We start from the raw sequence: 23,553 nt of genomic DNA on the forward strand, positions 1-23,553 counted from the left end.
TATTGATCCGCCCCAACGTGTGACCTAGAAGCCCAGCCGGCGGAGCTGTTTGGGGTCGCGCTGCCAGTCCTTGGCGATCTTCACGTGCAGGTCGAGGTAGATCCGCGAGCCCAGCAGGCGCTCGATCTGGCGGCGGGCGGTGGTGCCGACCTGCTTGAGCCGCTCGCCCTTGTGCCCCAGGATGATCGCCTTCTGGCTGGTGCGCTCCACGAACAGGTTGGCGTGCACGTCGATCAGGTCGTCGCGGCCCTCGCGCGGGCGCATCTCCTCCACCACCACGGCGATGGAGTGCGGCAGCTCGTCGCGCACGCCCTCCAGCGCGGCCTCCCGGATCAGCTCGGCGACCAGGGTGGCCTCGGGCTCGTCGGTCAGCTCCCCGTCCGGGTACAGCCGAGGGCCCTCGGGCAGCCGGGCGACCAGCAGGTCGGCCAGCGTGTCGAGCTGGTAGCCGTCCTGGGCCGACACCGGGATCAGGTCGGCGAAGTCCATCACCTTCTGCAACGCCAGCAGCTGCTCGGCGACCTGCTGCTGGGACACCAGGTCGGTCTTGGTGACGATGCCGAGCACCGGGGTGCGCTTGGCCACCTTGGCCAGCTCGCCGGCGATGAACTTGTCGCCGGGGCCGACCTTCTGGTCGGCCGGCACGCACAGGCCGACCACGTCGACCTCGGACCAGGTCTCCATGACCAGGTCGTTGAGCCGCTGGCCGAGCAGGGTGCGCGGCCGGTGCAGGCCGGGGGTGTCCACGATGATCAGCTGCGCGTCGGTCCGGTGCACCACGCCGCGGATGGTGTGCCGGGTGGTCTGCGGCTTGCTGGACGTGATCGCCACCTTGGCGCCGACCAGCGCGTTGGTCAGCGTCGACTTGCCCGCGTTGGGCCGGCCGACGAAGCAGGCGAAGCCGGAGCGGTGCCCGGCAGGGATGCTGTCGCTGGTCATCCTGCCATTCTCGCTGGTCGCCCCGAACCCGCTCAGCGGGGGCCGCCCACCGCCCCGAACCGGCTCCGACGCTTGGAAGGGGGCTTTCCTCCACTCGGAGTGAAGGAAAGCCCCCTTCCAAGCGGGGGATCGGGGTTGCGGGGGGTCGGGGGTTAGGGGAGGGGGTCGAAGAGGGTGCCGGTGGGGTCGGCGATCAGGATGTGGGCGGACTCGGTGAGGTCGCGGACGGCGGCCCGGGATTCGTCGTCGACCTTGCCGGCCTCGGTGACGACTGCCGCCGCCTCGAGCCCGGGGGCGCCGCTGGCCACGGCGGCGGCCACGGCGGCCTGGAGCGCGGTCAGCTTCAGCGACGGCAGCGAGACGGTGCAGGCGGCGTAGGTGCGGCCGTCGGTGTCGCGGACCGCGGCGCCTTCGGCGGCGCCGGTGCGGGCGCGGGCCGACCGGGCAAGGGTCACGATCTTGGCGTCCTCGGGGTCCAGTTCAGCCACGCTCGCCGTTCCTCTCACGTTCGCCGCGCCGGGCCACCACGGTGGTGATCCGGACCCGGCCCCTGTTGTCCTTGCCGCCCTCGGCCCGCAGCCACAGGCCGGCGATCTCGGCCTCGGCCCCGGGCAGCGGCACCCGGCCCAGCCGCTGGGCCATCAGCCCGCCGACGGTCTCCACGTCGGAGTCGTCCAGCTCCACGCCGAACAGCTCCGCGAAGTCCTCCACCGGCAGCCGGGCGCTGACCCGGTAGGTGTCCTCGTCGACCTGCTCGACCGGGGGCCGCTCGTCCTGGTCGTACTCGTCGGTGATCTCCCCGACGATCTCCTCCAGGATGTCCTCGATGGTGAGCAGGCCGGCGGTGCCGCCGTACTCGTCGACGGCGATGGCCAGGTGGTTGTGGGTGACCTGCATCTGCCGCAGCAGGTCGTCCAGCCGCTTGGTGTCGGGCACGAACACCGCCGGCCGCATCAGCTCGCGCAGGGTGGCCGCGCCGCCCTCGACGGTGGCCCGGGCCAGGTCCTTGATGTTGACCACGCCGACCACGTCGTCGACGCTCTCGCCGATCACCGGGACGCGGCTGTAGCCGGTGCGCAGGGACAGGGCCAGCGCCTGCCGCACCGACTTGGCCTGCTCGATCCAGATGATCTCGGTGCGCGGCACCATCACCTCGCGGGCGATGGTGTCGCCCAGCTCGAAGACGGAGTGGATCATCTCCCGCTCGTCCTCGTCGACCACGCCGCGCTCGCCGGCCAGGTCGACCAGCTCGCGCAGCTCGACCTCGGTGGAGAACGGGCCCTCGCGGAAGCCGCGGCCCGGGGTGATCGCGTTGCCGATCAGGATCAGCAGCCGGCTCAGCGGCCCGAGCACCCGGCCCAGCACCCGCACCGGGCCGGCGGCCAGCAGCATCACGCCGTACGGGTGCTGCCGGCCGACCGTGCGCGGCCCCACGCCGATCAACACGTACGAGACGATGACCATGGCCACGCCGGCGACCAGCAGGGCCAGCCAACCCGGGGTGACGGCTTGCAGGCAGAACGCCGTGATCAGCACGGTCGCGGCCAGCTCGCAGCCCAGCCGCAGCAGCAACAGCAGGTTGATGTGCCGCGGACGGTCCTCGATCAGCAGCTGGAGCTGGTGGGCGCCGGCCCGGCGCTGCCGCACCAACTCCTCGACCCGGGCCCGGGACACGGTGCCCAGCGCGGCGTCGGCGCCGGCGAACGCGCCGGCGGCCAGCACGAGCACGACCGCGCACAGCAGCATTGGCACGGCTCCCCCGAAGCTCATCACCCGGCGCCCTTCAGTCGGTGTCGGGGCTGTCCGCGACCGCGGGCTTGTCCTCTTCCTCGGCCAGGCCGACGGCGCCGAGCACCCGGTCGTCGTTGCTGCGCTGCTGGGCGGCCCGGGCCGCCGACTCCTTGGTGTCCCGGTAGTCGGCCAGGATGCGGTTCTGGAGCGTGAACATCTCCCGCTCCTCGGCCGGCTCGGCGTGGTCGTAGCCGAGCAGGTGCAGCACGCCGTGCACGGTGAGCAGGTGCAGCTCCTCGAGCAGGCCGTGGCCGGCCTTGCGGGCCTGGTCCTTGGCGAAGGCCGGGCACAGCACGATGTCGCCGAGCAGGGCCGGGCCGACGCCGGCGGCGTCGGGGCGGCGGGCCGAGTCCAGCTCGTCCATCGGGAACGCCATCACGTCGGTCGGACCGGGCAGGTCCATCCAGCGCTCGTGCAGGTCGGCCATCACGTCCAGGTCGACCAGCAGCACGGACAGCTCGGCGAGCGGGCTGACGCCCATCCGGTCCAGCGCGAAGCGGGCGACGGCGACGATGCTGGCCTCGTCGACGCCGACGCCGGCTTCGTTGGCGATCTCGATACTCACGGGCCCTATCGTCCCCGGCCGCCCTGCTTGGCCTGCACACCGGGTCCGGCGTCCTGGCTGGACTGCCACTTGTCGTAGGCGTCCACGATGTCCCCGACCAGCCGGTGGCGCACCACGTCCTGGCTGGTCAGCACCGAGAAGTGGATGTCGGGCACGCCGGCCAGGATCTCCTGCACCACCCGCAGGCCGCTGCGCTGCCCGCCGGGCAGGTCGACCTGGGTGATGTCGCCGGTGACCACGATCTTGGAGCCGAAGCCGAGCCGGGTGAGGAACATCTTCATCTGCTCGGGCGTGGTGTTCTGCGCCTCGTCCAGGATGATGAAGGCCTCATTGAGCGTGCGTCCCCTCATGTACGCCAGGGGCGCCACCTCGATGGTGCCGGCCTGCATCAGCCGCGGGATCGACTCGGGCTCGACCATGTCGTGCAGCGCGTCGTAGAGCGGCCGCAGGTAGGGGTCGATCTTGTCGAACAGGGTGCCGGGCAGGAAGCCCAGCCGCTCGCCGGCCTCGACCGCGGGGCGGGTCAGGATGATCCGGCTGACCTGCTTGGCCTGTAGCGCCTGCACAGCCTTGGCCATGGCCAGGTAGGTCTTGCCGGTGCCGGCGGGGCCGATGCCGAACACGATGGTGTTGGCGTCGATCGCGTCGACGTAGCGCTTCTGGTTGAGCGTCTTGGGGCGGATCACCTTGCCGCGCCGGGACAGGATGTCCAGGCTGAGCACCTCGGCCGGGGACTCGGCGTCGCCGCCCTCCAGCATGGCGATGGTGCGGCGGACCGCGTCCGGGCCGACCTGCTGGCCGCCGCGGGCCAGGGTGACCAGCTCGGCGAACACACGCTCGGCGAAGGCCACGTCGGCCGGGCGGCCGGTCAGCGTCACCTCGTTGCCGCGGACGTGCACATCGGCTTCCAGCAGTTCCTCGGCCTCGCGCAGGCTCTCGTCGCGGGAGCCCAGCAGGGCCAACACCGCCTCGTCGGGCACGGTGAACCGGGACTGGGCGTCCGTGTCGGCGAGGGAAGCCGGCGACGAACCGTTCTTGGGTGTTGACGGCACCTGGCCTCGGGCCTGCTTCCTGCGCGGCGCGCGCTGTCGGTGGACGTGGTCAGTCGCTTCCGATGCTAGTCGGGGGCACCGACAACGCGCATTCGAGTTGACTCCTTAGAGCTTGCCGAACAGACCCAATTGTTCTCCGCCGAGCACGTGCAGGTGGGCGTGGAACACGGTGCGGCCGGCGTCGTCGCCGGTGTTGAACACCAAGCGGTAGCCGCTGTCGGCGATGCCCTCGGCCTTGGCCACCTCGGCCCCGGTGCTGATCACGTCGGCCAGCAGCTGGGGATCGGCGGCGGCCAGCGCGGCGGCGTCGCAGTGGTGCTGCTTGGGCACGACGAGCACGTGCACCCGGGCCTGCGGGTTGATGTCGCGGAACGCGAGGGTGCGTTCCCCGTCGTGGACGACGGTCGCCGGGATGTCGCCGGCGACGATCTTGCAGAACAGGCAGTCCGCGGTCATGCGGGCAGGGTAGACGCCGGGCCGAACAGGTCGTCCAGATGCCGGTCGACGGCCGCCATCGCGAGGTCGTCGCCGATCCACTCCGCGGAGTAGACGCAGGCCAGGGTGAGGCCGTCGATGGCGGCGGCCAGCCGGACGGCCTCCAGGTCGGGGTCGCGGCCCTCGGTCAGCTCCCCCTTGGCGGCGGCCCGCCACAGCAGGCCGGACAGGGCGGTGAGCAGGTCCTCCCGGTTGCGCCGCTCGGCCCGCCGCAGCTCGGGGTCGACCTGGGCGCGGGCCAGCAGGGCCAGCCACACCTCGACCTCGACGCGGACCTCGGACGTGCCCGGCAGCAGGATCTCGGCGAACCGGCGCAGGACGGCCCGGACCTCGGTCTCCTCGATGGCCGCGAGCCGGGCCCGGGTCCGGTCGGCCAGCAGTTCCATGGCGAAGACCAGCAGCGCGTCCTGGGTCGGGAAGTAGTGCCGCAGCGAGCCGGTGGACCAGCCGGACTCGGCGGCCACGGACCGCACCGACACCCGGTGCACGCCGTCCGTGCTGACCACCCGCCAGACCGCTTCGGCCAGCTCGCGGCGGCGGGCTTCGTGATCGACAGCCTTGGGCACGGCACCGTTTTAACACACCTGGTATAAATACACTCGTACTAACACGGTTGTGTCAGAACGGGGGAACGGTGTGCTGCTCACGCTCGTGATCGGCTCGGAGATCGGCTTCTTCGTGCTGCTGCTGGCCGGCCTGGCCGTGCGATACCTGGTGAAGATGCCGAAGACGGGCGCGGTGCTGCTGGCGCTGTCCCCGGTCGGCTACGTGGTCGTCCTGATCGTCGGGGCGGTCGAGCTGGCCCGCGGCGGCGCCGCCGACATCGCGCACGTGTTCGGCGCGATCATCATCGGCATCGTGGCCGTCTCCGGGCGGCACCACCTGCACACGATGGACGGCTGGGTGCGGCGCAGGCTGGCCAAGCAGCCCAAGCCGCGGCTGCACGGCCGGGAGTTCGCGCACAAGCAGCGCACGGACTTCTACCGGCGGACCGGCGAGTGGGCGGTGGTGGTGGCGCTACTGGCCGGCGGCTACGCGCTCACCGGCTTCGACCCGGCCCGCGGCGGACAGCTGCTCGGCGGCGCCTGGTTCTGGACCGTGGTGCTGATCATCGACTTCTTCTGGTCGTTCAGCTACACGGTGTTTCCCCGGGCCGAGAAGCAGACGGCCTGACAACAAAGCGCCGCGCCGCAGCGGAGCCTGGGGGTCACTCCGCTGCGGCGCGGCTCCCGTCGGACCGAGGGGGGAGGTGTCCGACGGTTGGCGCCAACACCCTGTCGGGTGTCGGAAATTCTTGGTTGCCAAAGGGTAGACCCTGCTCACGGCTTCGCGCCATACCGGATTGACCCCTCAACCATCTTGATCGCTCTGGTCAGCCCCATCGGGTAGAGAGCGCGCCAATGGCCCCCAAGGCGACCGCGGCCGCGGTAGAAGCCCGCAGCACCGACGGCCCCAGCCGGACCGCGACGGCCCCGGCGTCGGTCAGCACGGCCAGCTCCTCGTCGCTGATGCCACCCTCCGGACCCACCACGAGCAGCAGATCTCCGTCGGACGGCAGATCGGCGAGCCGTCCGGCGGCCGACTCGTGCAACACCATCGCCTTCGCCGCCTTGCCCGCCAGCGCGGCCAGTTCGGCCGTGCCCACCGGCTCGGAAACCTCCGGAACCCAGGCCCGCCGGGACTGCTTGGCCGCCTCGCGAACCGTGTTGCGCCACTTGGTCAGGGCCTTTACGCCGCGGGGACCTTCATCCCATCGGGCTACACACCGTGCGGCCCGCCAGGGGATGATCGCGTCCGCGCCGGCCTCGGTGGCCATCTCCACCGCGAGCTCGCCCCGGTCGCCCTTCACCAACGCCTGGGCCACGACCACACGCGGCTGCGGCGGCGGCACCACCGTGCGCTCCCGCACCGCGAGGCGGAGCGTGTCCCGCTCCACCGCCTCGATGCCGCAGCGCACGCGGCCACCGCGTCCGTCGGCCAGCACCAGCTCCTCGCCGACCCGCAGCCGTCGCACCGACGCGGCGTGATGGCCCTCCGGGCCGTCCAGCACGCCGTCGTCCCCCGCCGGCAGGCTGTCGACCAGGAAGACCGGCAGCGTCGTCACCGGCGGTTGCTGCGCAGGCGCGAGAACAGGCCGCCGTGGCCGCGGCCGTTGGTGGAGGCCAGCTCCGGCTCCTCCTCGCCCCGCAGCGCCGCCAGCTCGCGCAGCAGGTCCGCCTGCTTCGGGTCCAGCTTCGTGGGCACCTCGACCTGGAGGTGCACGTACATGTCGCCGCGGCCGTCGACCCGGCCCGACGAGCGCAGCTTCGGCATGCCGCGGCCGGTCAGCACCAGCTCCGTGTTCGGCTGCGTGCCCGGATCGATGCGCAGCTCCTCGGTGCCGTCCAGCGTCTTGAGCTGGAGCACCGCGCCCAGCGCCGCCGTCGTCACCGGGATGCGCAGCGTGCCGTGCAGGTTCGCGCCCTCCCGCTCGAACGTGTCGTGCGGCAGCTCGTCCACCTCGACGTACAGGTCGCCGGCGGGGCCGCCGCCCGGGCCGACCTCGCCCTGGCTGGCCAGCCGCACCCGCATGCCGTCGGCCACGCCGGCCGGGATCTGCACCGTGATCGTGCGGCGGGCCCGGATGCGGCCGTCGCCCGAGCACTGCTGGCACGGGTCCGGGATCACCTCGCCGTAGCCGCGGCACACCGGGCACGGGCGGGCCGTGACCACCTGGCCGAGGAACGAGCGCTGCACCGACTGGATCTCGCCGCGGCCGTGGCAGGTGTCACACTGCTGCGGCTTCGTGCCGGGGGCGCAGCCGCCGCCCTGGCACTGGTCGCACAGCACCGCCGTGTCCACCGTGATCTCGCGGCTGACGCCCGTGAGGCAGTCCTCCAACGTCAGCTCCATGCGCAGCAGGGCGTCCGAGCCCGGCTGCACGCGGCTGCGCGGCCCGCGGCCACCGCCGCCGCCCGTCGCCGCGCCGAAGAAGGCGTCCATGATGTCGCCGAGGCCGAAGCCCGCGCCGCCGAACGGGTCGCCCATCCGACCGCCGCCACCACCGGCGCCGCCGCCCAACGGGTCGCCGCCGAGGTCCACGATCTTGCGCTTCTGCGGGTCGGACAGCACCTCGTAGGCGGCCGTGACCTCACGGAAGCGCGCCTGCGCCTGTTCGTCCGGATTGACGTCCGGGTGCAGCTCCCTTGCGAGCTTGCGATAGGCGCGCTTGAGCTCCTCGGGGGTCGCGTCCTGGCTGACCCCCAGCGTCCCGTAATAGTCCCTGGCCACCTGTTTTCCAGTCCTCCTGCCGGTGTCCCCCGGACCCGGCCCGTTGCCTGTGCCGGGCTAGCGCCCGGTCAGGATGTCGCCCACGTAGTTGGCCACGGCGTGCACGGCGGCCATGGCGCCCGGATAGTCCATCCTCGTCGGCCCGACAACGCCCATCCCCCCGAGCAGGGTTCCCTTGCCGCCGTAGCCGATCGACACCACCGAGGTGCTGCGCAGGTCCTCGGCCTCGTTCTCGTTGCCGATGCGCACCGTCACCGTGCCCGGGTCGCGCACCGCCGCCAGCAGGCGCAGCACCACCACCTGCTCCTCCAGCGCCTCCAGCACCTGGCGCAGCGAGCCCGGGAAGTCCGCCACGTTACGCGTCAGGTTCGCCGTGCCGCCCAGCAGCAGGCGCTCCTCCGGGTGCTCCACCAGTGTTTCCACCAGCACCGTCGACACCCGCAGCATCGCGTTGCGCAGCTCCTCGGGCACCTGGCCCGGCAGCTCCGCCACCCGGGCCGAGGCGTCGGCCAGGCGCTGGCCGCACATCGCCGCGTTGAGCAGGCCCCTGATCTGCGCCGCGCCCTCCTCGTCGATCACGTCGCCCAGGTCCACCATGCGCTGGTCCACCCGGCCAGCGTCGGTGATCAGCACCAGCATCAGCCGAGCCGGTGTGAGCTGCACGACCTCGAGGTGGCGGACCGTCGAGCGGGTCAGCGTCGGATACTGGATCACCGCCACCTGGCGCGTGAGCTGGGCCAGCAGCCGGACGCTGCGCCGCAGCACGTCGTCCAGGTCCACCGCGCCTTCCAGGAAGCTGTCGATCGCCCGCCGCTCCGCCGGCGACAGCGGCTTCACCTCGCTGAGCCGGTCCACGAACAGCCGGTACCCCTTGTCCGTGGGCACCCGCCCCGCGCTCGTGTGCGGCTGCGTGATGAATCCGTCCTCCTCCAGCACCGCCATGTCGTTGCGCACCGTCGCGCTCGACACCCCCAGGTTGTGCCGCTCCACCAGCGCCTTGGACCCCACCGGCTCCTGGTTGGAGACGTAGTCCGCGACGATCGCGCGCAACACCTCGAAGCGGCGCTCATCAGCGTTCACGCGGCGTCACCTCCGGGCCGGTCGACAACGGTGCTCACGACAAGTTTACGGAGCGGACCGGGCTCAACGGTCACCTGTTGCCGACTTCGCAGCTCAGCCGTAGTAGACACGGGCGATCGAGGACACGCCGGCGAGGTCGACGGCTCCGGTGCAAGCGTCCGGCACACTGCGGTCCATGGGGATCGAGGCTTGGCGGGACCGGGCGCGTGAGGACGGATACCGGCAGCTGGCGACCGACGCTGACGACACGGTCGCGGTCCGGACCGCACGCCGTCGGCAGATCGTGAACTGGGATGAGGAAGGATCCCGAACCGGTCCATGTCCGCCCAGCGAGTCCACCACACGAGCGACGAGGGCCCGACATGAACCAGAACGACGTGGCGGCCAAGCCGCGCGCCGAGATCGAGGACCTTCGGGCGCAGGCGGCGGCCGAGCTGGATCCGGTACGCCGGGCTGACCGGCTTCGCCTCGCCGATGCGCGGGTGGCCGTGATCGAGGACGAAGCCGAGGCCATCGCCGCGGAGCTCGCCGGGCGGGGGTGAATCCGCTGGGGCTGAGCCCCCGGCCGGCGCATCTCGCGGGTCAGGGCAGGAGGCGGTGGACTACGGCGTCGGCGAGGAGGCGGCCGCGGGGGGTGAGGACGCAGCGGCCGGTGGCGAGGGCGGCGGGGTCGAGGAGGCCGTCGGCGGCGCACTGCTGGGCGGCGGCGAGGCCGGCGGGGTCCAGGGCCGAGGCGGGGAGGCCGGTGGAGAGGCGGAGCTCCAGGAGGACGCGTTCGACGCGGCGGTCCTCCGGGGTGAGGGTCTCGCGGCCGGCGGCGGGAGAGCGGCCGGCGGAGAGCTCGGCGGCGTACTTGGCGGGGTGTTTGACGTTCCACCAGCGGACGCCGCCGACGTGGCTGTGGGCCCCGGGCCCGGCGCCCCACCAGTCGCCGCCCTGCCAGTAGATGAGGTTGTGCCGGCAGCGGGCGGCGTCGGAGGAGGCCCAGTTGGAGACCTCGTACCAGTGCAGCCCGGCGGCGGAGAGCGCGGCGTCGACGGTCTCGTAGTACGACGCCAGCACGTCGTCGTCGGGGGCGGGGAGTTCGCCGCGGTTGACCCGACGGGCCAGGGCGGTGCCGTCCTCGACGATCAAGGCGTAAGCGGAGACGTGGTCGACGCCGGCGGACAGGACGGCGTCGAGGGAGGCCGACAGGTCGGCGGGCCGCTCGCCGGGAGTGCCGTAGATGAGGTCGAGGTTCACGTGCTCGAAGCCGGCGGCGAAGGCCTCGCGGGCGGCGGCGACGGGACGGCCGGCGGTGTGCTTGCGGTCCAGGACGGCCAAGACGTGCGGGGCGGCGGACTGCATGCCCAGGGACACCCGGGTGTAACCGGCGTCACGGATGCCGGCGAAGAACTCGACCGAAGTGGACTCGGGGTTGGACTCGGTGGTGACCTCGGCGTCGGCCGACAGACCGAACGAAGTGCGCACGGCGTCCAGAACCGACGAAAGCCCGTCCACGCCGAGCAAGGACGGCGTGCCGCCGCCGACGAAGACGGTGTCGACCGCGGGCGCGGAGCCCAGCACGGAGGCGGCGAGGTCGAGCTCCCGGCGCAGGCCCTCCAGCCAGCTCTGGGGAGAGGCGGAAGACCCGAGTTCCCCGGGCGTGTAGGTGTTGAAATCGCAGTAGCCGCAGCGCACGGCGCAGAACGGAACATGTACGTACATTCCGAACGGGCGGCGACCGAGACCGTCCAGTGCGGACGCGGGCAGGCAGCCGTCGGCGGGGGCGGGATCGGCTACGGGCAGAGCTGAGGGCACACCCCCAGTCTCCCCGACGACGCTGGGCGATCGGGCCGTCACCCAAGGAAATCGGACTGCCATATGTCGGGAACCGCCATATAGCACCTCACCAGGGGCTTAGCGAACCACGTCCCACCATCCGGTTGGCGGTGGACCACACCGTGGACGCGTGGCACGCTGGGAGCATGTCTGCGCTGGAGCTCCGTCTCGTGGTTCGCCGCCACGTCGACTTCCAGCGCGTCTCCAGCGCGATGTGCGGGTCTGCCGACAGGTAGCCCGTCGCCGTTCGTTTGATCCTCGCCGGCGCGGGTCACGCCGGCGGATGTCCCCCACCACAATCCGGGACCCGTTCGTCGTGCCCAGCGCCCCGAACCCCGGAGGACGCCAGCATGGTCCCCCCAGCAGCACCCCCGAAGCGCGGTCACGCCCGCCGGGGCGAGGGGCAGTGGGCCCTTGGCTACCGCGAGCCGCTCAACCCGAACGAGCGCAGCAAGAAGGACGACAACCCGCTCAACGTCCGGGCCCGCATCGAGAACATCTACGCGCACGGCGGCTTCGACTCCATCGACCCGGCCGACCTGCGGGGCCGGTTCCGCTGGTACGGCCTCTACACCCAGCGCAAGCCCGGCATCGACGGCGGCCGCACGGCGGTGCTGGAGCCGGAGGAGCTCGACGACCGCTACTTCATGATGCGGGTGCGCATCGACGGCGGCGCGCTGACCACCGAGCAGCTGCGGGTGGTCGGCGAGGTCGGCGAGCTGTACGCCCGGGACACCGCGGACATCACCGACCGGCAGAACATCCAGTACCACTGGATCCGGATCGAGGACGTGCCGGCCATCTGGCAGAAGCTGGAGGCGGTGGGCCTGTCCACCACCGAGGCGTGCGGCGACTGCCCGCGTGTGGTGCTGGGCTCCCCGGTGGCCGGCATCTCCAGCGCCGAGATCATCGACGGCACCTGGGCCATCGAGGAGATCAACCGCCGCTACATCGGCGACCCCAAGTACTCCAACCTGCCGCGCAAGTTCAAGACGGCCATCTCCGGCCAGCAGGACATCGTGCACGAGATCAACGACGTCGCCTTCGTCGGCGTCGTGCACCCCGAGCACGGCCCGGGCTTCGACCTGTGGGTCGGCGGCGGCCTGTCCACGAATCCGATGCTGGGCAAGCGGCTGGGGGCCTGGGTGCCGCTGGAGGAGGTGCCGGACGTGTGGGAGGGCGTGGTCAGCGTCTTCCGCGACTACGGCTACCGCCGGCTGCGCCACCGCGCCCGCATCAAGTTCCTGATCGCGGACTGGGGCCCGGAGCGCTTCCGCGAGATCCTCGAGACCGAGTACCTCAAGCGCGCGCTGGTCGACGGCCCCGCGCCGGAGGCGCCGCCCATCCCGATCGACCACATCGGCGTGCACGAGCAGAAGGACGGCAAGCGCTACGTCGGCGCGGCCCCGGTCGTCGGCCGGGTGTCCGGCTCGATGCTGGTCGAGTTGGCCAAGGCGGCCGAGCGGGCCGGCTCCGGCCGGGTTCGCCTGACGCCGCAGCAGAAGGTGGTCGTGCTCGACGTCGCCGAGAGCGAGGTGGAGCAGCTCAGCTCCGACCTGGTCAAGCTGGGCCTGCAGAGCAACCCGTCGCCGTGGCGGCGGTCCACGATGGCCTGCACCGGCATCGAGTTCTGCAAGCTGGCCATCGTCGAGACCAAGAAGCGCGCGGCCGACCTGATCACGGCGCTCGAGGAGCGGCTGGCCGACCTCAACTCGCGGCTGGACGTGCCGGTGAGCGTGCACATCAACGGCTGCCCCAACTCCTGCGCCCGGATCCAGACCGCGGACATCGGCCTCAAGGGCCAGATCGTCACCGACGCGAACGGCAACCAGGGCGAGGGCTTCCAGGTGCACCTGGGCGGCGGTCTCGGCCTGGACTCGGGCTTCGGTCGCAAGCTGCGCGGCCACAAGGTGACCGCGGCCGAGCTGAACGACTACGTGGAGCGGGTGGTGCGCCGCTTCGTGGAGCAGCGCGCCGAGGGCGAGCGGTTCGCGCAGTGGGCCGCCCGGGCCGAGGAGAGTGACCTCCGATGACCGAGCGCGCGGTGCCCATGTACTGCCCGTACTGCGGGGACGAGGACCTTCGTCCCGAGGAGGAGCCGCACTCGGCGTGGCGCTGCGCGGCGTGCTGCCGGGTGTTCACCGTGAAGTTCGTCGGACTGGTGGTGACGAAGTGAGCGCGGATCTCAGGCAGTTCGCCGAGAAGGCGTCGGTCGAGCTGGCCGACGCGACCGCGGCCGAGGCGCTGGCCTGGACGGCGGAGAACTTCGGCGACTCGTGGATCGTGGCCTCCAACATGCAGGACGCGGTGCTGATCGACCTGGCGGCGCAGGTGAAGCCGGACGTGGACGTGCTGTTCCTGGAGACCGGCTACCACTTCCCGGAGACCATCGGCACCCGTGACGCGGTGGCCACCGTGTACCCGAAGCTGACCATCGTCAACGCCGAGGCCGAGCAGTCGGTGGCCGACCAGGAAGCCGAATTCGGGCTGCTCAACCAGACCGCCCCGGACCGCTGCTGCTTCCTGCGCAAGGTGGTGCCGCTGCGCACCACGCTGGCGAAGTACGACGCCTGGGTCACCGGCGTGCGGCGGGTCGACGCGCCGACCCGGGCCACCACGCCGATCGTGCAGTGGGACGACCGCAACGGGCTGGTGAAGGTGAACCCGATCGCGCCGTGGAGCGACGACGAGTTCAACGCCTACATCGCCGATCACGGCATTCTGGAGAATCCGTTGGTGAGCGAGGGATATCTGTCCATCGGCTGCGCGCCGTGCACGGCCAAGCCGCTGCCGGGCGCGGACCCGCGCAGCGGACGCTGGGCCGGCCAGTCCAAGACGGAGTGTGGTCTGCATGGCTGAAACCCTGGCTGTCGCCGACAACGACAATGGCCCCATCCTGCAAGCAGACGGCGCGTTGGACGCGCTGGAGTCCGAGGCCATCCACATCTTCCGTGAGGTGGCCGGCGAGTTCGACCGGCCGGTGATCCTGTTCTCCGGCGGCAAGGACTCCACCCTGCTGCTGCACCTGGCGATCAAGGCGTTCTGGCCGGCCCCGGTGCCGTTCGCGCTGCTGCACGTGGACACCGGCCACAACTTCCCGGAAGTCATCGAGTTCCGGGACAAAGTGGTGGCCGAGCACGGTTTGCGGCTGGAGGTCGCGGCCGTGCAGGACTGGATCGACGACGGCCGGCTGACCGAGCGCCCCGACGGCACCCGCAACCCGTTGCAGACCGTGCCGCTGCTGGACTCCATCACCACGCACAAGTTCGACGCGGTCTTCGGCGGCGGCCGCCGCGACGAGGAGCGGGCCCGGGCCAAGGAGCGCATCTTCAGCCTGCGCAACGCCTTCGGCCAGTGGGAGCCGCGCCGGCAGCGCCCGGAGCTGTGGAACCTCTACAACGGCCGGCACCGCCCGGGCGAGCACGTGCGGGTGTTCCCGCTGTCCAACTGGACCGAGCTGGACGTCTGGCACTACATCGAGCGGGAGAACATCGAGCTGCCGGCCATCTACTACGCCCACCAGCGCGAGGTGTACCTGCGCGACGGCATGTGGCTGGCCGAGGGCCCGTGGGGCGGTCCCCGCGACAACGAGGCACTGATCAGCAAGACCGTGCGTTATCGCACCGTGGGCGACGGCTCGTGCACCGGGGCCGTGGAGTCCACCGCCGCCACCATCGCCGAGGTCATCGCGGAGGTCGCCGCCTCGCGGCTGACCGAGCGCGGCGCCACCCGCGCCGACGACCGCATGTCCGAGGCGGCCATGGAGGATCGCAAGCGGGAGGGCTACTTCTGATGTCGCAGCTGTTGCGATTGGCCACTGCGGGCAGTGTGGACGACGGGAAGTCCACACTGGTCGGACGGCTGCTGTACGACACCAAGTCGGTGCTGGCCGACACCCTGGACGCGGTGCACCGGGCCTCGGCCGACCGCGGACTGTCCACTCCGGACCTGTCGCTGCTGGTCGACGGCCTGCGCTCGGAGCGGGAGCAGGGCATCACCATCGACGTGGCCTACCGGTACTTCGCCACGCCGAAGCGGTCCTTCGTGCTGGCCGACACGCCCGGCCACGTCCAGTACACCCGCAACACGGTCACCGGCGCGTCCACCGCGCAGTTAGGCGTGCTGCTGGTCGACGCCCGCAACGGCGTGGTCGAGCAGACCCGCCGGCACGCGGCGGTGCTGGCGCTGCTGGGCGTGCCGCAGCTGGTGCTGGCGGTGAACAAGATCGACCTGGTCGGCTACGACGAGCAGACCTACACCCGTATCGCCAAGGAGTTCTCCGCGCACGCCACCGAGTTGGGCTACCCGGAGGCCAACGTGGTGACCATCCCGGTGTCGGCGCTGGTCGGCGACAACGTGGTGGACCGCTCCGAGCAGACCCCGTGGTACACCGGCCCAACCCTGTTGGAGCACCTGGAAACCGTGCCGGTGCATGCCGACGCCGAAGACGCGCCGTTCCGGTTCCCGGTGCAGTACGTGATCCGGCCGCGCACCGCGGAGTTCCCGGACTACCGCGGCTACGCCGGCCAGATCGCCGCCGGGCAGATCAGCGTGGGCGACGAGGTGGTCGTGCTGCCCTCGGGCATCTCGACCACGGTCACCGGCATCGACACGCCGCACGGCCCGAAGCAGTCGGCCGAGTCCGGCGAGTCGGTGACATTGTTGCTGGCCAACGATGTCGACATCAGCCGCGGCGATCTGATCGCGGCGGCGGCCGCCCCGCCGCGGCTGTCCGACGAGTTCGACGCGACGCTGTGCTGGCTGGGCGACAAGCCGCTGCGAGCCGGCGCACGGGTGCTTGTCAAGCACGGGGCCCGGACCGTCCAGGCCTTGGTCACCCAGTTGCGGACCCGTTTCGACGAGCAGACCCTGTCCAGTGTGGACGCACCGAAGTCCTTGTCACTAAACGATATCGGTCGGGTCGTCGTGCGTAGCGCGGAGCCGCTGCCGATCGATGACTATGCGGACAGCCGGCGCACCGGGGCCTTCCTGGTTATCGACCCGGCCGACGGCAGCACGCTGGCCGGCGGTCTGGTCGGCGCGCCGCTGAACCAGCTGGACCAGCCTGAGATCACCGAGGCCGAGCCGGCCGCCCAAGACCTCGTCTCCCCCGGCCCCTGAAAGGGACTGAATCCGCCATGCGCAGCAGCAGAAGAAGCCTTGCCCTGATCGCCGGTGTCTCCGCGTTAGCCCTGCTGTCGGCCTGCTCTCGGGCCGGCGGCAGCGACGCCCAGGCGCCGGCCGCCGCCGACCAGGGGGCGGCCACCGAGATCCACCTCGGCTACTTCCCCAACGTCACGCACGCGGCCGCGCTGATCGGCCTGGAGAAGGGCTTCTTCGCCAAGGAGCTGGGCAGCACGAAGCTGTCCACCCAGCAGTACAACGCCGGCCCGGACGAGGTCGGCGCGCTGCTGGGCGGCTCCCTGGACGCCGCGTTCATCGGCTCCGGCCCGGCCATCAACGCCTACGCCAAGTCCGAGGGGGCGGGCGTGCGGCTGATCGCCGGCGCGACCTCGGGCGGCGCGCAGCTGGTCGTGCGGGACGGCATCAGCTCGCCGGCCGATCTCAAGGGGAAGACGGTGGCCACCCCGCAGCTGGCCAACACCCAGGACATCGCGCTCAAGAAGTGGTTGGCCGACAACAAGCTCACCGTCGGCACCGGCGGAGGCGACGTCAAGGTGACCAACGCCGACAACGCCACCACGCTCGACCTGTTTAAGAAGGGCGACATCGACGCGGCCTGGGCGCCGGCGCCGTGGTCGTCCCGGCTGGTCATCGAGGGCGGGGCCAAGGTGCTGGTCGACGAGCGTTCGCTGTGGCCGGACGGCAAGTTCCCGACCACCGTGCTGGTGGTGCGCACCCAGTTCCTCCAGCAGCACCCGCAGACCGTGCAGGCGCTGATCAAGGGCGAGCTGGACGCGGTGGACTGGGCGAGCGCCAACAAGGCCGACGCCGAGACCGCGGTCAACAGCCAGCTCAAGAAGCTGACCGGAAAGTCGTTGGCGCAGAACGTGATCGACGACTCGTGGGGCCAGATCCTGCTCACCACCGACCCGCTGCCCGCGCAGTTCCCGCAGCTGGCGAAGGATCAGGTGACCGCGGGCGTGGTCAAGACCGCGCCGGCGGTGAAGGGCTTCGCCGACTTCACGTTGCTGAACAAGGTGTTGCAGGCCGCGGGCAAGCCGGCCGTCGACGCCGCCGGACTCGACCAGAAGTAACTGACCGGACTCTAGGCAGGGGCGAGGACATGACCGCGACGCTGGAGACCTCCGCCATGACCACAGCCGTGCGACTGACCGGCGTGCACAAGAGCTTCGGCTCCGGCCGGTCCGCCGTGGCCGCGCTGGAGGGCGTGGACCTGTCGGTCGCGCCGGGCGAGTTCGTGTGCCTGCTCGGCGCGTCCGGGTGCGGCAAGACGACGCTGCTCAACCTGGTGGCCGGCCTGGACCGGCCGACCGCCGGGGACATCACGCTGCGCACCTCCCGGCCGGCGGTGATGTTCCAGGAGGCCGCGCTGATGCCGTGGCTGACCGCCGCCCGCAATGTGGAGCTGGCGCTGCGCTTCAGCGGCGTGCGGCGGGCCGAGCGCCGCGAGCGGGCGGCCGAGCTGCTGGAGCTGGTGCGGCTGTCCGGTCTCGGCGACAAGCGGCCGCACGAGCTGTCCGGCGGCATGCGGCAGCGGGTCGCGCTGGCCCGGGCGCTGGCCTCGGCCGTGCAGGGGGCCGGCGACGGCTCGCCGGCGCTGCTGCTGATGGACGAGCCGTTCTCCGCGCTGGACGCGATCACCCGGGACGTGTTGCAGGGCGAGCTGCTGCGGGTGTGGCGGGCCACCAACACGGCGGTGCTGTTCGTGACCCACGACGTGCGCGAGGCGGTTCGGTTGGGGCAGCGCGTGGTTCTGCTGTCCTCGCGGCCCGGCCGGGTGGTGCGCGAGTGGCCGGTCGACGGGCTGAGCCCGGCCGACGAGCTGGTCGCCGTGGACGAGATCAACACGAGCCTGCGTGAGGTGATCAGCAGCCATGCCGCAGCCTGACGTCGTCGACGAGTCGGTCGCGGCGGTCGAGGCGGGCCTCGACGCGCTGGACACGCCGACTCAGCGGCACGGGTGGTCGTGGCGGCGGGCGGCGGCCGTGGTGGCCCCGCCCGTCATCGCCGTCGTGCTGCTGCTGGTGGTGTGGCAGGCGCTGTGGGCCGCCGCGTTCTGGCCCGAGTACCAGCTGCCCTCGCCGGCCTCGGTGTGGGCCGTGATCGCCGAGAACGCGCGGAACGGCCAGGCGTTCGAGGTCCTGTGGAACTCGGTGCACCGCGCCGTGCTCGGCTTCCTGGCCGGCGTGCTGATCGGCACACCGCTGGGACTGGTCGTGGCCAAGGTCCGGGTGGTCCGGGCGGCGATCGGGCCGCTGCTGTCGGGCTTGCAGAGCCTGCCCTCGGTGGCCTGGGTGCCGGCCGCGGTGCTGTGGTTCGGCGTCACACCGTCGACGGTGTACTTCGTGGTGCTGATGGGCTCGGTGCCCTCGATCGCCAACGGCCTGGTCGCCGGCATCGACCAGATCCCGCCGATCCTGCCGCGGGTCGGCGCGGTGCTCGGCGCGTCCCGGCTGGCCTCGGCCCGGCACATCCTGCTGCCGGCCGCGCTGCCGGGCTACCTGGCCGGGCTCAAGCAGGGCTGGGCCTTCTCGTGGCGGTCGCTGATGGCCGCCGAGATCATCGCCGTGTCGCCGCAGCTGGGCAAGGGACTCGGCGCGTTCCTTGAGGACGGCCGGGCGCTGAGCGACATGCCGACCGTGATCGCCGCCATCTTCCTGATCCTGTTGGTGGGCATCGGCATCGAGCTGCTGGTGTTCCGCCCGCTGGAGCGCTCGGTGCTGCGGGCGCGTGGACTGAGCGGAGCCTTCTGACCGATGACGCCGTTGATCAGCCCGCCGTTGATCGCTGTCGCCCACGGCAGCCGGGATCCCCGATCCGCCGCGACCGTGCACGAGCTGTTGGACGTCGTGCGGGCGCTTCGGCCGGGCCTGGATGTGCGGGCCGCGTTCCTCGACCTGTCCGCGCCCCGACTGACCGACGTGCTGTCGGCCGTGGCCTGGGACGGACACCGGGAGGCGGTCGTGGTGCCGCTGCTGCTCGGAAGTGCCTACCACGCCAAGGTGGACGTGCCGGCGGCCGCGCGGCACCCGCGACTGTCCATTCGCATCGCCGACGTGCTCGGGCCGGATCCGCGACTGGAGTCGGCGGCGCTGCGCCGTCTGGCCGCTGCCGGTGTGCGCCATGACGACCCTGAGGTCGGCATCGTGTTGGCGGCAGCGGGTTCCTCCCAGGCGTCGGCGAATGCCTTGGTGCACAACGTCGCGCGGCGCTGGGCCCGCGAATCCGGCTGGGCCGGGGCGACGGCGGCGTTCGCCGCCGCGGCCGACCCCGCGGTGCCGGCGGCGATCGCGCGCCTGCGGGCGGCCGGGGCCAAGCGCATCGCGCTCGGATCCTGGTTCCTGGCCCCGGGTCTACTGCCCGACCGGGTCATCGCGCAGGCCCGTTCGGCCGCGCCGGACGTGACGATCGCTCAGCCGCTGGGCGCGGACATCGACGTCGCGGAGCTGGTGCTGCACCGCTACTCGGCGGCCACGCTGGGCACGGTCGGCGTACGGTCGGCCTGAGCGTTGTTCACCCCCGCCAACCGGATGGGGGCGAACTGTCTTGTCCGACAACGGGTTTCGCTGTGAAGTGTTAACCCTTGTCGGCCTGTTACTCGCGGGTAACGCTGTGATCGTGAACACGTTTCACGTTGACCCTGCAACCACAGCGAGGTGGCTCCCGTGATCAAGACAAGCTCGCGCCTGCTGGCCGGCGCGGCCCTGGCGATCGTGCCGCTGCTGGGCCTGGCCGGCGTGGCCTCGGCCGACACCCAGTCGGTGAACTACTCCTGCCAGGGCAAGGCGGCCGGCACGACCTCGACGCTGAGCCTCCAGCAGAACGTCGACTCCAGCGCCCCGGCCACGGTGGCGCCCGGTGGCTCGCTGACGATCACGCTCGCCCCCGGCCTCAACACCGTGCCGACCAAGGCCGGCTCCTTCACGGTCAGCTCGGTCAAGAACCTGACGCTGGCCGTGCCGGTGCCGGCCAACGCCACCGTGAACTCGTTCAGCCTGTCCGGCGGCTCCGGCTTCGGCACCGCCTCGGTGGCCCAGGTGGGCAACAACATCGTCACCTCGGTGACCGGCCCGATCAACGGCGGCGCGCAGTTCCAGCTGCCGGCCCTGACGCTCAACCTGACCGCCGGCGCGTCCGGCGTCATCACCACCACGCTGGCCGGCACCAGCTTCACCGACGCCGGCCTGAAGTTCACCACCACGGTCTCGGTGTTCGGCTTCCCGATCGACGCCCCGACCACCTGCTTCCCCAGCCCGGCCCCGACGCTGACCAGCACCACCATCGGTTGACGCCAGGCCGAAAAAAAGCGTGTGCCCGGCCATCGTGCGGAGGCCGGGCACACGCTTTTCTGGTGTCAGATCAGGAGAAGTACCCGAACAGGTCGACCACCACGTCCACGTTGCCGACGTGGTTGAACAGGTTGATCGCGCCGCCGTTGGTCGGCACCACCACCGAGTTCGGGATCGTCAGACCCGGCGTGAAGTTCAGGTTCGACGAGGACGGCAGCGGCGTGCTGGAACCGTAGACCGTCAGGTAGCTGTTGGCCGTCGGGTTGGTCGCCGTCACGTTGAGCGCCAGCGCGCCGGCAGTGCCCAGCAGACCGTTGTTGCCGGCCTGGCCGTTGACGTTCTGGATCGCCAGCTGCGCGACCCCGCCCGAACCGATCGGCGAGCCGTTGTTGCCGATCAGGCCGGCGCCGGTGCGGCTGTCGGCCAGCCGGGCCGGGGCCGTGGCGTGGAAGCTCAGGCCGGTGCCGTTGGTCGTGTAGTACCCGAACACGTCGGCCACCACGTCCACCGTGCCGACGTGGTTGAAGAACGACACCGTGCCGTCACTGCCGACCGGGACCGTCACCAGGTTGGCGATGGTCTGGCCCGGGCCGAAGTTCAGGTTCGACGAGGCCGGCACCGGGGTGCCGCCCGGGTAGACCGAGATGAAGCTGTTCCCGGTCGGGTTGGTCGCCGTGACGTTGAGGATCACCGCCGTGACGTCGGTGGCCGGGATGCCCTGCTGGCCGGTCACCTGGAGCAGCCGGGTCCCGTGGTCGCCCAGCGACGGGCCGCTGCTGCGGGTGTCCAGCAGCCGGGCCGGGCCCGCCTGCTTGTAGCCGCTGGCACCGTCGGCCGAGTAGTAGCCGAACACGTCGGCCACCACGTCGGCGTTGCCGGCGTTGTTGTAGAAGTCGATCTTCCCGTTGGCCGGCAGCTGCACGGTGACCAGGTTCGGCACCGTCACGCCCGGCGTGTAGTTCAGGTTCGAGGAGATCGGCCGCGGCTGCCCGTCCGGGAACACCGTGAGGAAGCTGTTGCCCGTGGTGTTGGTGGCCGTCACGTTCAGCACCACCGCGGTCGCGCCGGTCGCCGGCACGCCGCCCTGACCCGCCACCTGCAGCGGCAGCGTGCTGCCCCCGCCGAGCGTCTGACCCGTCGACCTGGTGTCCAGCAACCGCGACGGCGCCACCGGCGTGTACTTCGCACCCGCCGGGGCCGGCTTGGCGTTGCACACCGCCTCCACAACCTGCGGCGCGTGCGGCGTGCCCAGCCCCGTGGTCAGGTCGTAGCCGCTGCCCGCCGAGTAGAGGACCTTGGTGTTGCCCGAGTCGGACACGTAGTTGCTGCCCTGGATCACGTCGAAGTAGGTGCTCGACGGGGCCGCGTACAGCGCCGGGTTGGCGAAGCCCACCGGGCCGGTCGCCGCACACGGGTGGCTGCTGTTGGCCAGCGCGAAGATGCCCGCCCACAACGGCGCGGACCCGCTGGTGCCGCCGATGATCGTCCAGGTCGGCACGGTCTGCCCGCCGTTGGTGAACGTGCCGTTGGCGATCAGGTAGCCCGTGTTCGGGTCGCCGATCGCCGCGACGTCCGGCACCTGCCGGCAGGCCGCGCCGGCCGGCGCGTTGCAGACGGTGCTCGAGTAGCCGGGACCGGTCCGCCCCGCCTGGTAGTTCGCCGCGCCGGACAGGACGGTGAAGGTCGACACGCCGCCACCGGTCGCGATGCCCGGTCGGCCGCCGCCGGCCGGCGTGTTCCACACCGACTCAGTGGTGTTCGGCCCGAACTTGCTCGTGCCGCCGACCGCGGTGACGTACTGCTGGTTGGCCGGGTCGCTCACGTTGAGCAGGCTCGAGTTGGGCGCGCCCTGGCCGTAGTAGCAGCCGGAGGAGCCCTGGTCGCCCGAGGAGGCCACCACGGTCTGTCCCTGCGCCGCGGCCTGCGCGAAGATGTTCTTCTCCGCGGTCATGTAGCTGGTCGTCAGGTCCGCCTCGCACAGGCCCCAGCTAGTGGAGATCACCTGGGCGGTGTCGTCGGTGACCATGCGCTGGTAGGTCTGGAGCACGTCGTTGTCGCTGGCCACGTTGGCGTCCGGGCCCTGGTAGACGTTGACCGTGGCGCCGGGCGCGATGCCGTTGACGTACTCGATGTCCAGCGCCGACTCCGTGCCGACGCCCCCGTTGGGGTCGGGCGCCGTGTGCGGGCCGCCGGCCACCGGGATCTTGTTGACGTTGGCGTGCGCGTTCATGCAGTTCTGGAACTCGACGATGTCGCCGTAGGAGAAGTCCTCGAGCTCGAAGATCCCCACCGTCACGCCGTTGCCGTTGTCGCCGTACTGGCCGAACAGCGGGTCGATGTTGTACGCGTAGGACTGCGCGAGGGAGTAGGGCTCCCAGTACTCGAAGGTGTCACGGAACCCGTTGCTGGACGCGAGATCCCGGATCTGCGGGCAGACCCCGGGCGTGTTCAGGTTCGGCTTGGCCGCGGCGGTGGCCGAGGCGCCGAAGCGCTTCGCCGTCGACGTGTTGCTCGGCGTCGGCTTCACCAGGTTGTTCAGGCCCAGCACGCCGGTCACCGACGGGGCCACCGAGGCCGGCAGCTTCGGCGCGCTCGTGTTGGCGTAGGTGAGCCGCCCGTCCGGCATCTTGTAGCCGGCGATGTCCACGCCCAACGCCGACTTCGCCTGCGCCACCGTGGCCGTCACCGGGATGCTCAGGCCGTCCGGCGTCGGCGTGCCCGGCGTCAGACCCGCGTCCCGCAGCGACTTCGTCACCGCGTCGATGGTCTTCTGCGTCGCGCCGAAAACGCCGCCGAACTGTCCCTTGCCCAGATACTGCTTGTACTGCGGGGACTTCGGGTCCGACACCCGCTGTACGAAGGCGTCCAATGCCGCCTGGTCGCGCGGTGCCAGCGCCACCGACAGGTTGAGCTTCGCGTCCGCTGCGGGCGCCGCCGCCGCGACCGCACCGTGGGGAACGGCCGGCGCCTGGCCGACCGCCTGCGGGACCAGGCCCGCCTGAGTGGTCTGCGCCGACGCCATGGGCGTCGCGATGACCGTGAGACCGACTGCTGCGATCGTGGCCGCCTGTAACCGGCGACGCCACGGTGACCCGGTCCAGGATCT

General features: G+C 71.4%; 25 protein-coding genes. 13 read left to right on the top strand and 12 right to left on the bottom strand.

Features of this window, described 5'->3' with window-relative positions:
• Positions 1 to 24 precede the first annotated feature (24 nt).
• The 7 genes from era to ACIG5F_RS03185 form a co-directional block, all read right to left on the bottom strand.
• Complete coding sequence (gene era, locus ACIG5F_RS03155) at positions 25 to 939, bottom strand: GTPase Era (protein WP_396515726.1); 915 nt, start codon at positions 937 to 939, stop codon at positions 25 to 27.
• 152 nt (positions 940 to 1,091) lie between these two features.
• Positions 1,092 to 1,427 (bottom strand): cytidine deaminase, encoded by a 336-nt coding sequence (locus ACIG5F_RS03160; RefSeq protein ID WP_396515727.1) that lies wholly within the window; start codon positions 1,425 to 1,427, stop codon positions 1,092 to 1,094.
• Positions 1,420 to 2,685 (bottom strand): hemolysin family protein, encoded by a 1,266-nt coding sequence (locus ACIG5F_RS03165; protein ID WP_396516364.1) that lies wholly within the window; start codon positions 2,683 to 2,685, stop codon positions 1,420 to 1,422. Before ACIG5F_RS03165 ends, ACIG5F_RS03160 begins: the two co-directional genes overlap by 8 nt.
• A gap of 37 nt (positions 2,686 to 2,722) precedes the next feature.
• The gene (gene ybeY / locus ACIG5F_RS03170; RefSeq protein ID WP_396515728.1) at positions 2,723 to 3,295 is read right to left on the bottom strand and encodes an rRNA maturation RNase YbeY; all 573 of its coding nucleotides are present in this window, start codon (positions 3,293 to 3,295) and stop codon (positions 2,723 to 2,725) included.
• A gap of 5 nt (positions 3,296 to 3,300) precedes the next feature.
• Positions 3,301 to 4,347, bottom strand: coding sequence for a PhoH family protein (locus ACIG5F_RS03175; protein ID WP_396515729.1), 1,047 nt, complete (start codon positions 4,345 to 4,347; stop codon positions 3,301 to 3,303).
• 105 nt (positions 4,348 to 4,452) lie between these two features.
• Positions 4,453 to 4,803 (bottom strand): histidine triad nucleotide-binding protein, encoded by a 351-nt coding sequence (locus tag ACIG5F_RS03180; protein WP_396515730.1) that lies wholly within the window; start codon positions 4,801 to 4,803, stop codon positions 4,453 to 4,455.
• On the bottom strand, positions 4,800 to 5,408 hold the full coding sequence (locus ACIG5F_RS03185) for a TetR/AcrR family transcriptional regulator (protein WP_396515731.1): 609 nt from the start codon (positions 5,406 to 5,408) through the stop codon (positions 4,800 to 4,802). The genes ACIG5F_RS03180 and ACIG5F_RS03185 overlap by 4 nt, the downstream gene beginning before the upstream one ends.
• Positions 5,409 to 5,457: 49 nt before the next feature.
• Between ACIG5F_RS03185 and ACIG5F_RS03190 the strand changes: the two genes are divergently transcribed.
• Entirely contained in the window at positions 5,458 to 6,015 is a 558-nt protein-coding gene (locus tag ACIG5F_RS03190; protein ID WP_396515732.1) for a hypothetical protein, read from the top strand.
• A gap of 199 nt (positions 6,016 to 6,214) precedes the next feature.
• Here the strand turns inward: ACIG5F_RS03190 and ACIG5F_RS03195 are convergent, their stop codons facing one another.
• The 3 genes from ACIG5F_RS03195 to hrcA are packed head-to-tail and all read right to left on the bottom strand — an operon-like array spanning position 6,215 to position 9,192.
• Positions 6,215 to 6,946 carry a 16S rRNA (uracil(1498)-N(3))-methyltransferase gene (locus ACIG5F_RS03195; protein WP_396515733.1) on the bottom strand — a complete coding sequence of 244 codons (732 nt, stop codon included), beginning with the start codon at positions 6,944 to 6,946 and terminating at the stop codon, positions 6,215 to 6,217.
• Positions 6,943 to 8,112, bottom strand: a complete 1,170-nt coding sequence (dnaJ, locus tag ACIG5F_RS03200) for a molecular chaperone DnaJ (protein WP_396515734.1) — start codon at positions 8,110 to 8,112, stop codon at positions 6,943 to 6,945. The genes ACIG5F_RS03195 and dnaJ overlap by 4 nt, the downstream gene beginning before the upstream one ends.
• 57 nt (positions 8,113 to 8,169) lie before the next feature.
• On the bottom strand, positions 8,170 to 9,192 hold the full coding sequence (gene hrcA, locus ACIG5F_RS03205; protein WP_396515735.1) for a heat-inducible transcriptional repressor HrcA: 1,023 nt from the start codon (positions 9,190 to 9,192) through the stop codon (positions 8,170 to 8,172).
• A 362-nt stretch (positions 9,193 to 9,554) separates the two neighbouring features.
• On the opposite strand from hrcA, the gene ACIG5F_RS03210 reads away from it, so the two are divergent.
• On the top strand, positions 9,555 to 9,734 hold the full coding sequence (locus ACIG5F_RS03210; RefSeq protein ID WP_396515736.1) for a hypothetical protein: 180 nt from the start codon (positions 9,555 to 9,557) through the stop codon (positions 9,732 to 9,734).
• A gap of 40 nt (positions 9,735 to 9,774) precedes the next feature.
• On the opposite strand, the gene hemW is transcribed toward ACIG5F_RS03210, so the two are convergent.
• Positions 9,775 to 10,992, bottom strand: coding sequence for a radical SAM family heme chaperone HemW (gene hemW / locus ACIG5F_RS03215; protein WP_396515737.1), 1,218 nt, complete (start codon positions 10,990 to 10,992; stop codon positions 9,775 to 9,777).
• Positions 10,993 to 11,159: 167 nt separating this feature from the next.
• Here hemW and ACIG5F_RS03220 point away from each other — a divergent pair, with 167 nt between their 5' ends.
• From ACIG5F_RS03220 to ACIG5F_RS03270, 11 genes are all read left to right on the top strand, one after another.
• Positions 11,160 to 11,249, top strand: a complete 90-nt coding sequence (locus ACIG5F_RS03220) for a putative leader peptide (protein ID WP_396515738.1) — start codon at positions 11,160 to 11,162, stop codon at positions 11,247 to 11,249.
• Positions 11,250 to 11,363: 114 nt separating this feature from the next.
• Positions 11,364 to 13,046, top strand: a complete 1,683-nt coding sequence (locus ACIG5F_RS03225) for a nitrite/sulfite reductase (RefSeq protein WP_396515739.1) — start codon at positions 11,364 to 11,366, stop codon at positions 13,044 to 13,046.
• Positions 13,043 to 13,189 carry an Insertion element protein gene (locus ACIG5F_RS03230; RefSeq protein WP_396515740.1) on the top strand — a complete coding sequence of 49 codons (147 nt, stop codon included), beginning with the start codon at positions 13,043 to 13,045 and terminating at the stop codon, positions 13,187 to 13,189. Before ACIG5F_RS03225 ends, ACIG5F_RS03230 begins: the two co-directional genes overlap by 4 nt.
• Positions 13,186 to 13,872 (top strand): phosphoadenylyl-sulfate reductase, encoded by a 687-nt coding sequence (locus ACIG5F_RS03235; protein ID WP_396515741.1) that lies wholly within the window; start codon positions 13,186 to 13,188, stop codon positions 13,870 to 13,872. The genes ACIG5F_RS03230 and ACIG5F_RS03235 overlap by 4 nt, the downstream gene beginning before the upstream one ends.
• Entirely contained in the window at positions 13,865 to 14,806 is a 942-nt protein-coding gene (cysD, locus tag ACIG5F_RS03240; RefSeq protein ID WP_396515742.1) for a sulfate adenylyltransferase subunit CysD, read from the top strand. Before ACIG5F_RS03235 ends, cysD begins: the two co-directional genes overlap by 8 nt.
• Positions 14,806 to 16,134: a sulfate adenylyltransferase subunit 1 gene (locus ACIG5F_RS03245; protein ID WP_396515743.1), complete on the top strand. Its 1,329-nt coding sequence runs from the start codon at positions 14,806 to 14,808 to the stop codon at positions 16,132 to 16,134. The genes cysD and ACIG5F_RS03245 overlap by 1 nt, the downstream gene beginning before the upstream one ends.
• Before the next feature lie 17 nt (positions 16,135 to 16,151).
• Positions 16,152 to 17,231, top strand: coding sequence for an ABC transporter substrate-binding protein (locus ACIG5F_RS03250; RefSeq protein ID WP_396515744.1), 1,080 nt, complete (start codon positions 16,152 to 16,154; stop codon positions 17,229 to 17,231).
• A 29-nt stretch (positions 17,232 to 17,260) separates the two neighbouring features.
• Positions 17,261 to 18,046: an ABC transporter ATP-binding protein gene (locus tag ACIG5F_RS03255; RefSeq protein WP_396515745.1), complete on the top strand. Its 786-nt coding sequence runs from the start codon at positions 17,261 to 17,263 to the stop codon at positions 18,044 to 18,046.
• On the top strand, positions 18,033 to 18,911 hold the full coding sequence (locus ACIG5F_RS03260; protein ID WP_396515746.1) for an ABC transporter permease: 879 nt from the start codon (positions 18,033 to 18,035) through the stop codon (positions 18,909 to 18,911). The genes ACIG5F_RS03255 and ACIG5F_RS03260 overlap by 14 nt, the downstream gene beginning before the upstream one ends.
• Positions 18,912 to 18,914: 3 nt before the next feature.
• Complete coding sequence (locus tag ACIG5F_RS03265; RefSeq protein WP_396515747.1) at positions 18,915 to 19,664, top strand: sirohydrochlorin chelatase; 750 nt, start codon at positions 18,915 to 18,917, stop codon at positions 19,662 to 19,664.
• A gap of 159 nt (positions 19,665 to 19,823) precedes the next feature.
• Complete coding sequence (locus ACIG5F_RS03270; protein WP_396515748.1) at positions 19,824 to 20,447, top strand: cyclase; 624 nt, start codon at positions 19,824 to 19,826, stop codon at positions 20,445 to 20,447.
• Positions 20,448 to 20,517: 70 nt separating this feature from the next.
• Here ACIG5F_RS03270 and ACIG5F_RS03275 read toward each other — a convergent pair whose 3' ends face one another.
• Complete coding sequence (locus ACIG5F_RS03275) at positions 20,518 to 23,469, bottom strand: protease pro-enzyme activation domain-containing protein (protein ID WP_396515749.1); 2,952 nt, start codon at positions 23,467 to 23,469, stop codon at positions 20,518 to 20,520.
• Positions 23,470 to 23,553: the final 84 nt, after the last annotated feature.

This window comes from Kutzneria sp. NPDC052558 (genome assembly GCF_044547355.1).
Classification (GTDB): domain Bacteria; phylum Actinomycetota; class Actinomycetes; order Mycobacteriales; family Pseudonocardiaceae; genus Kutzneria.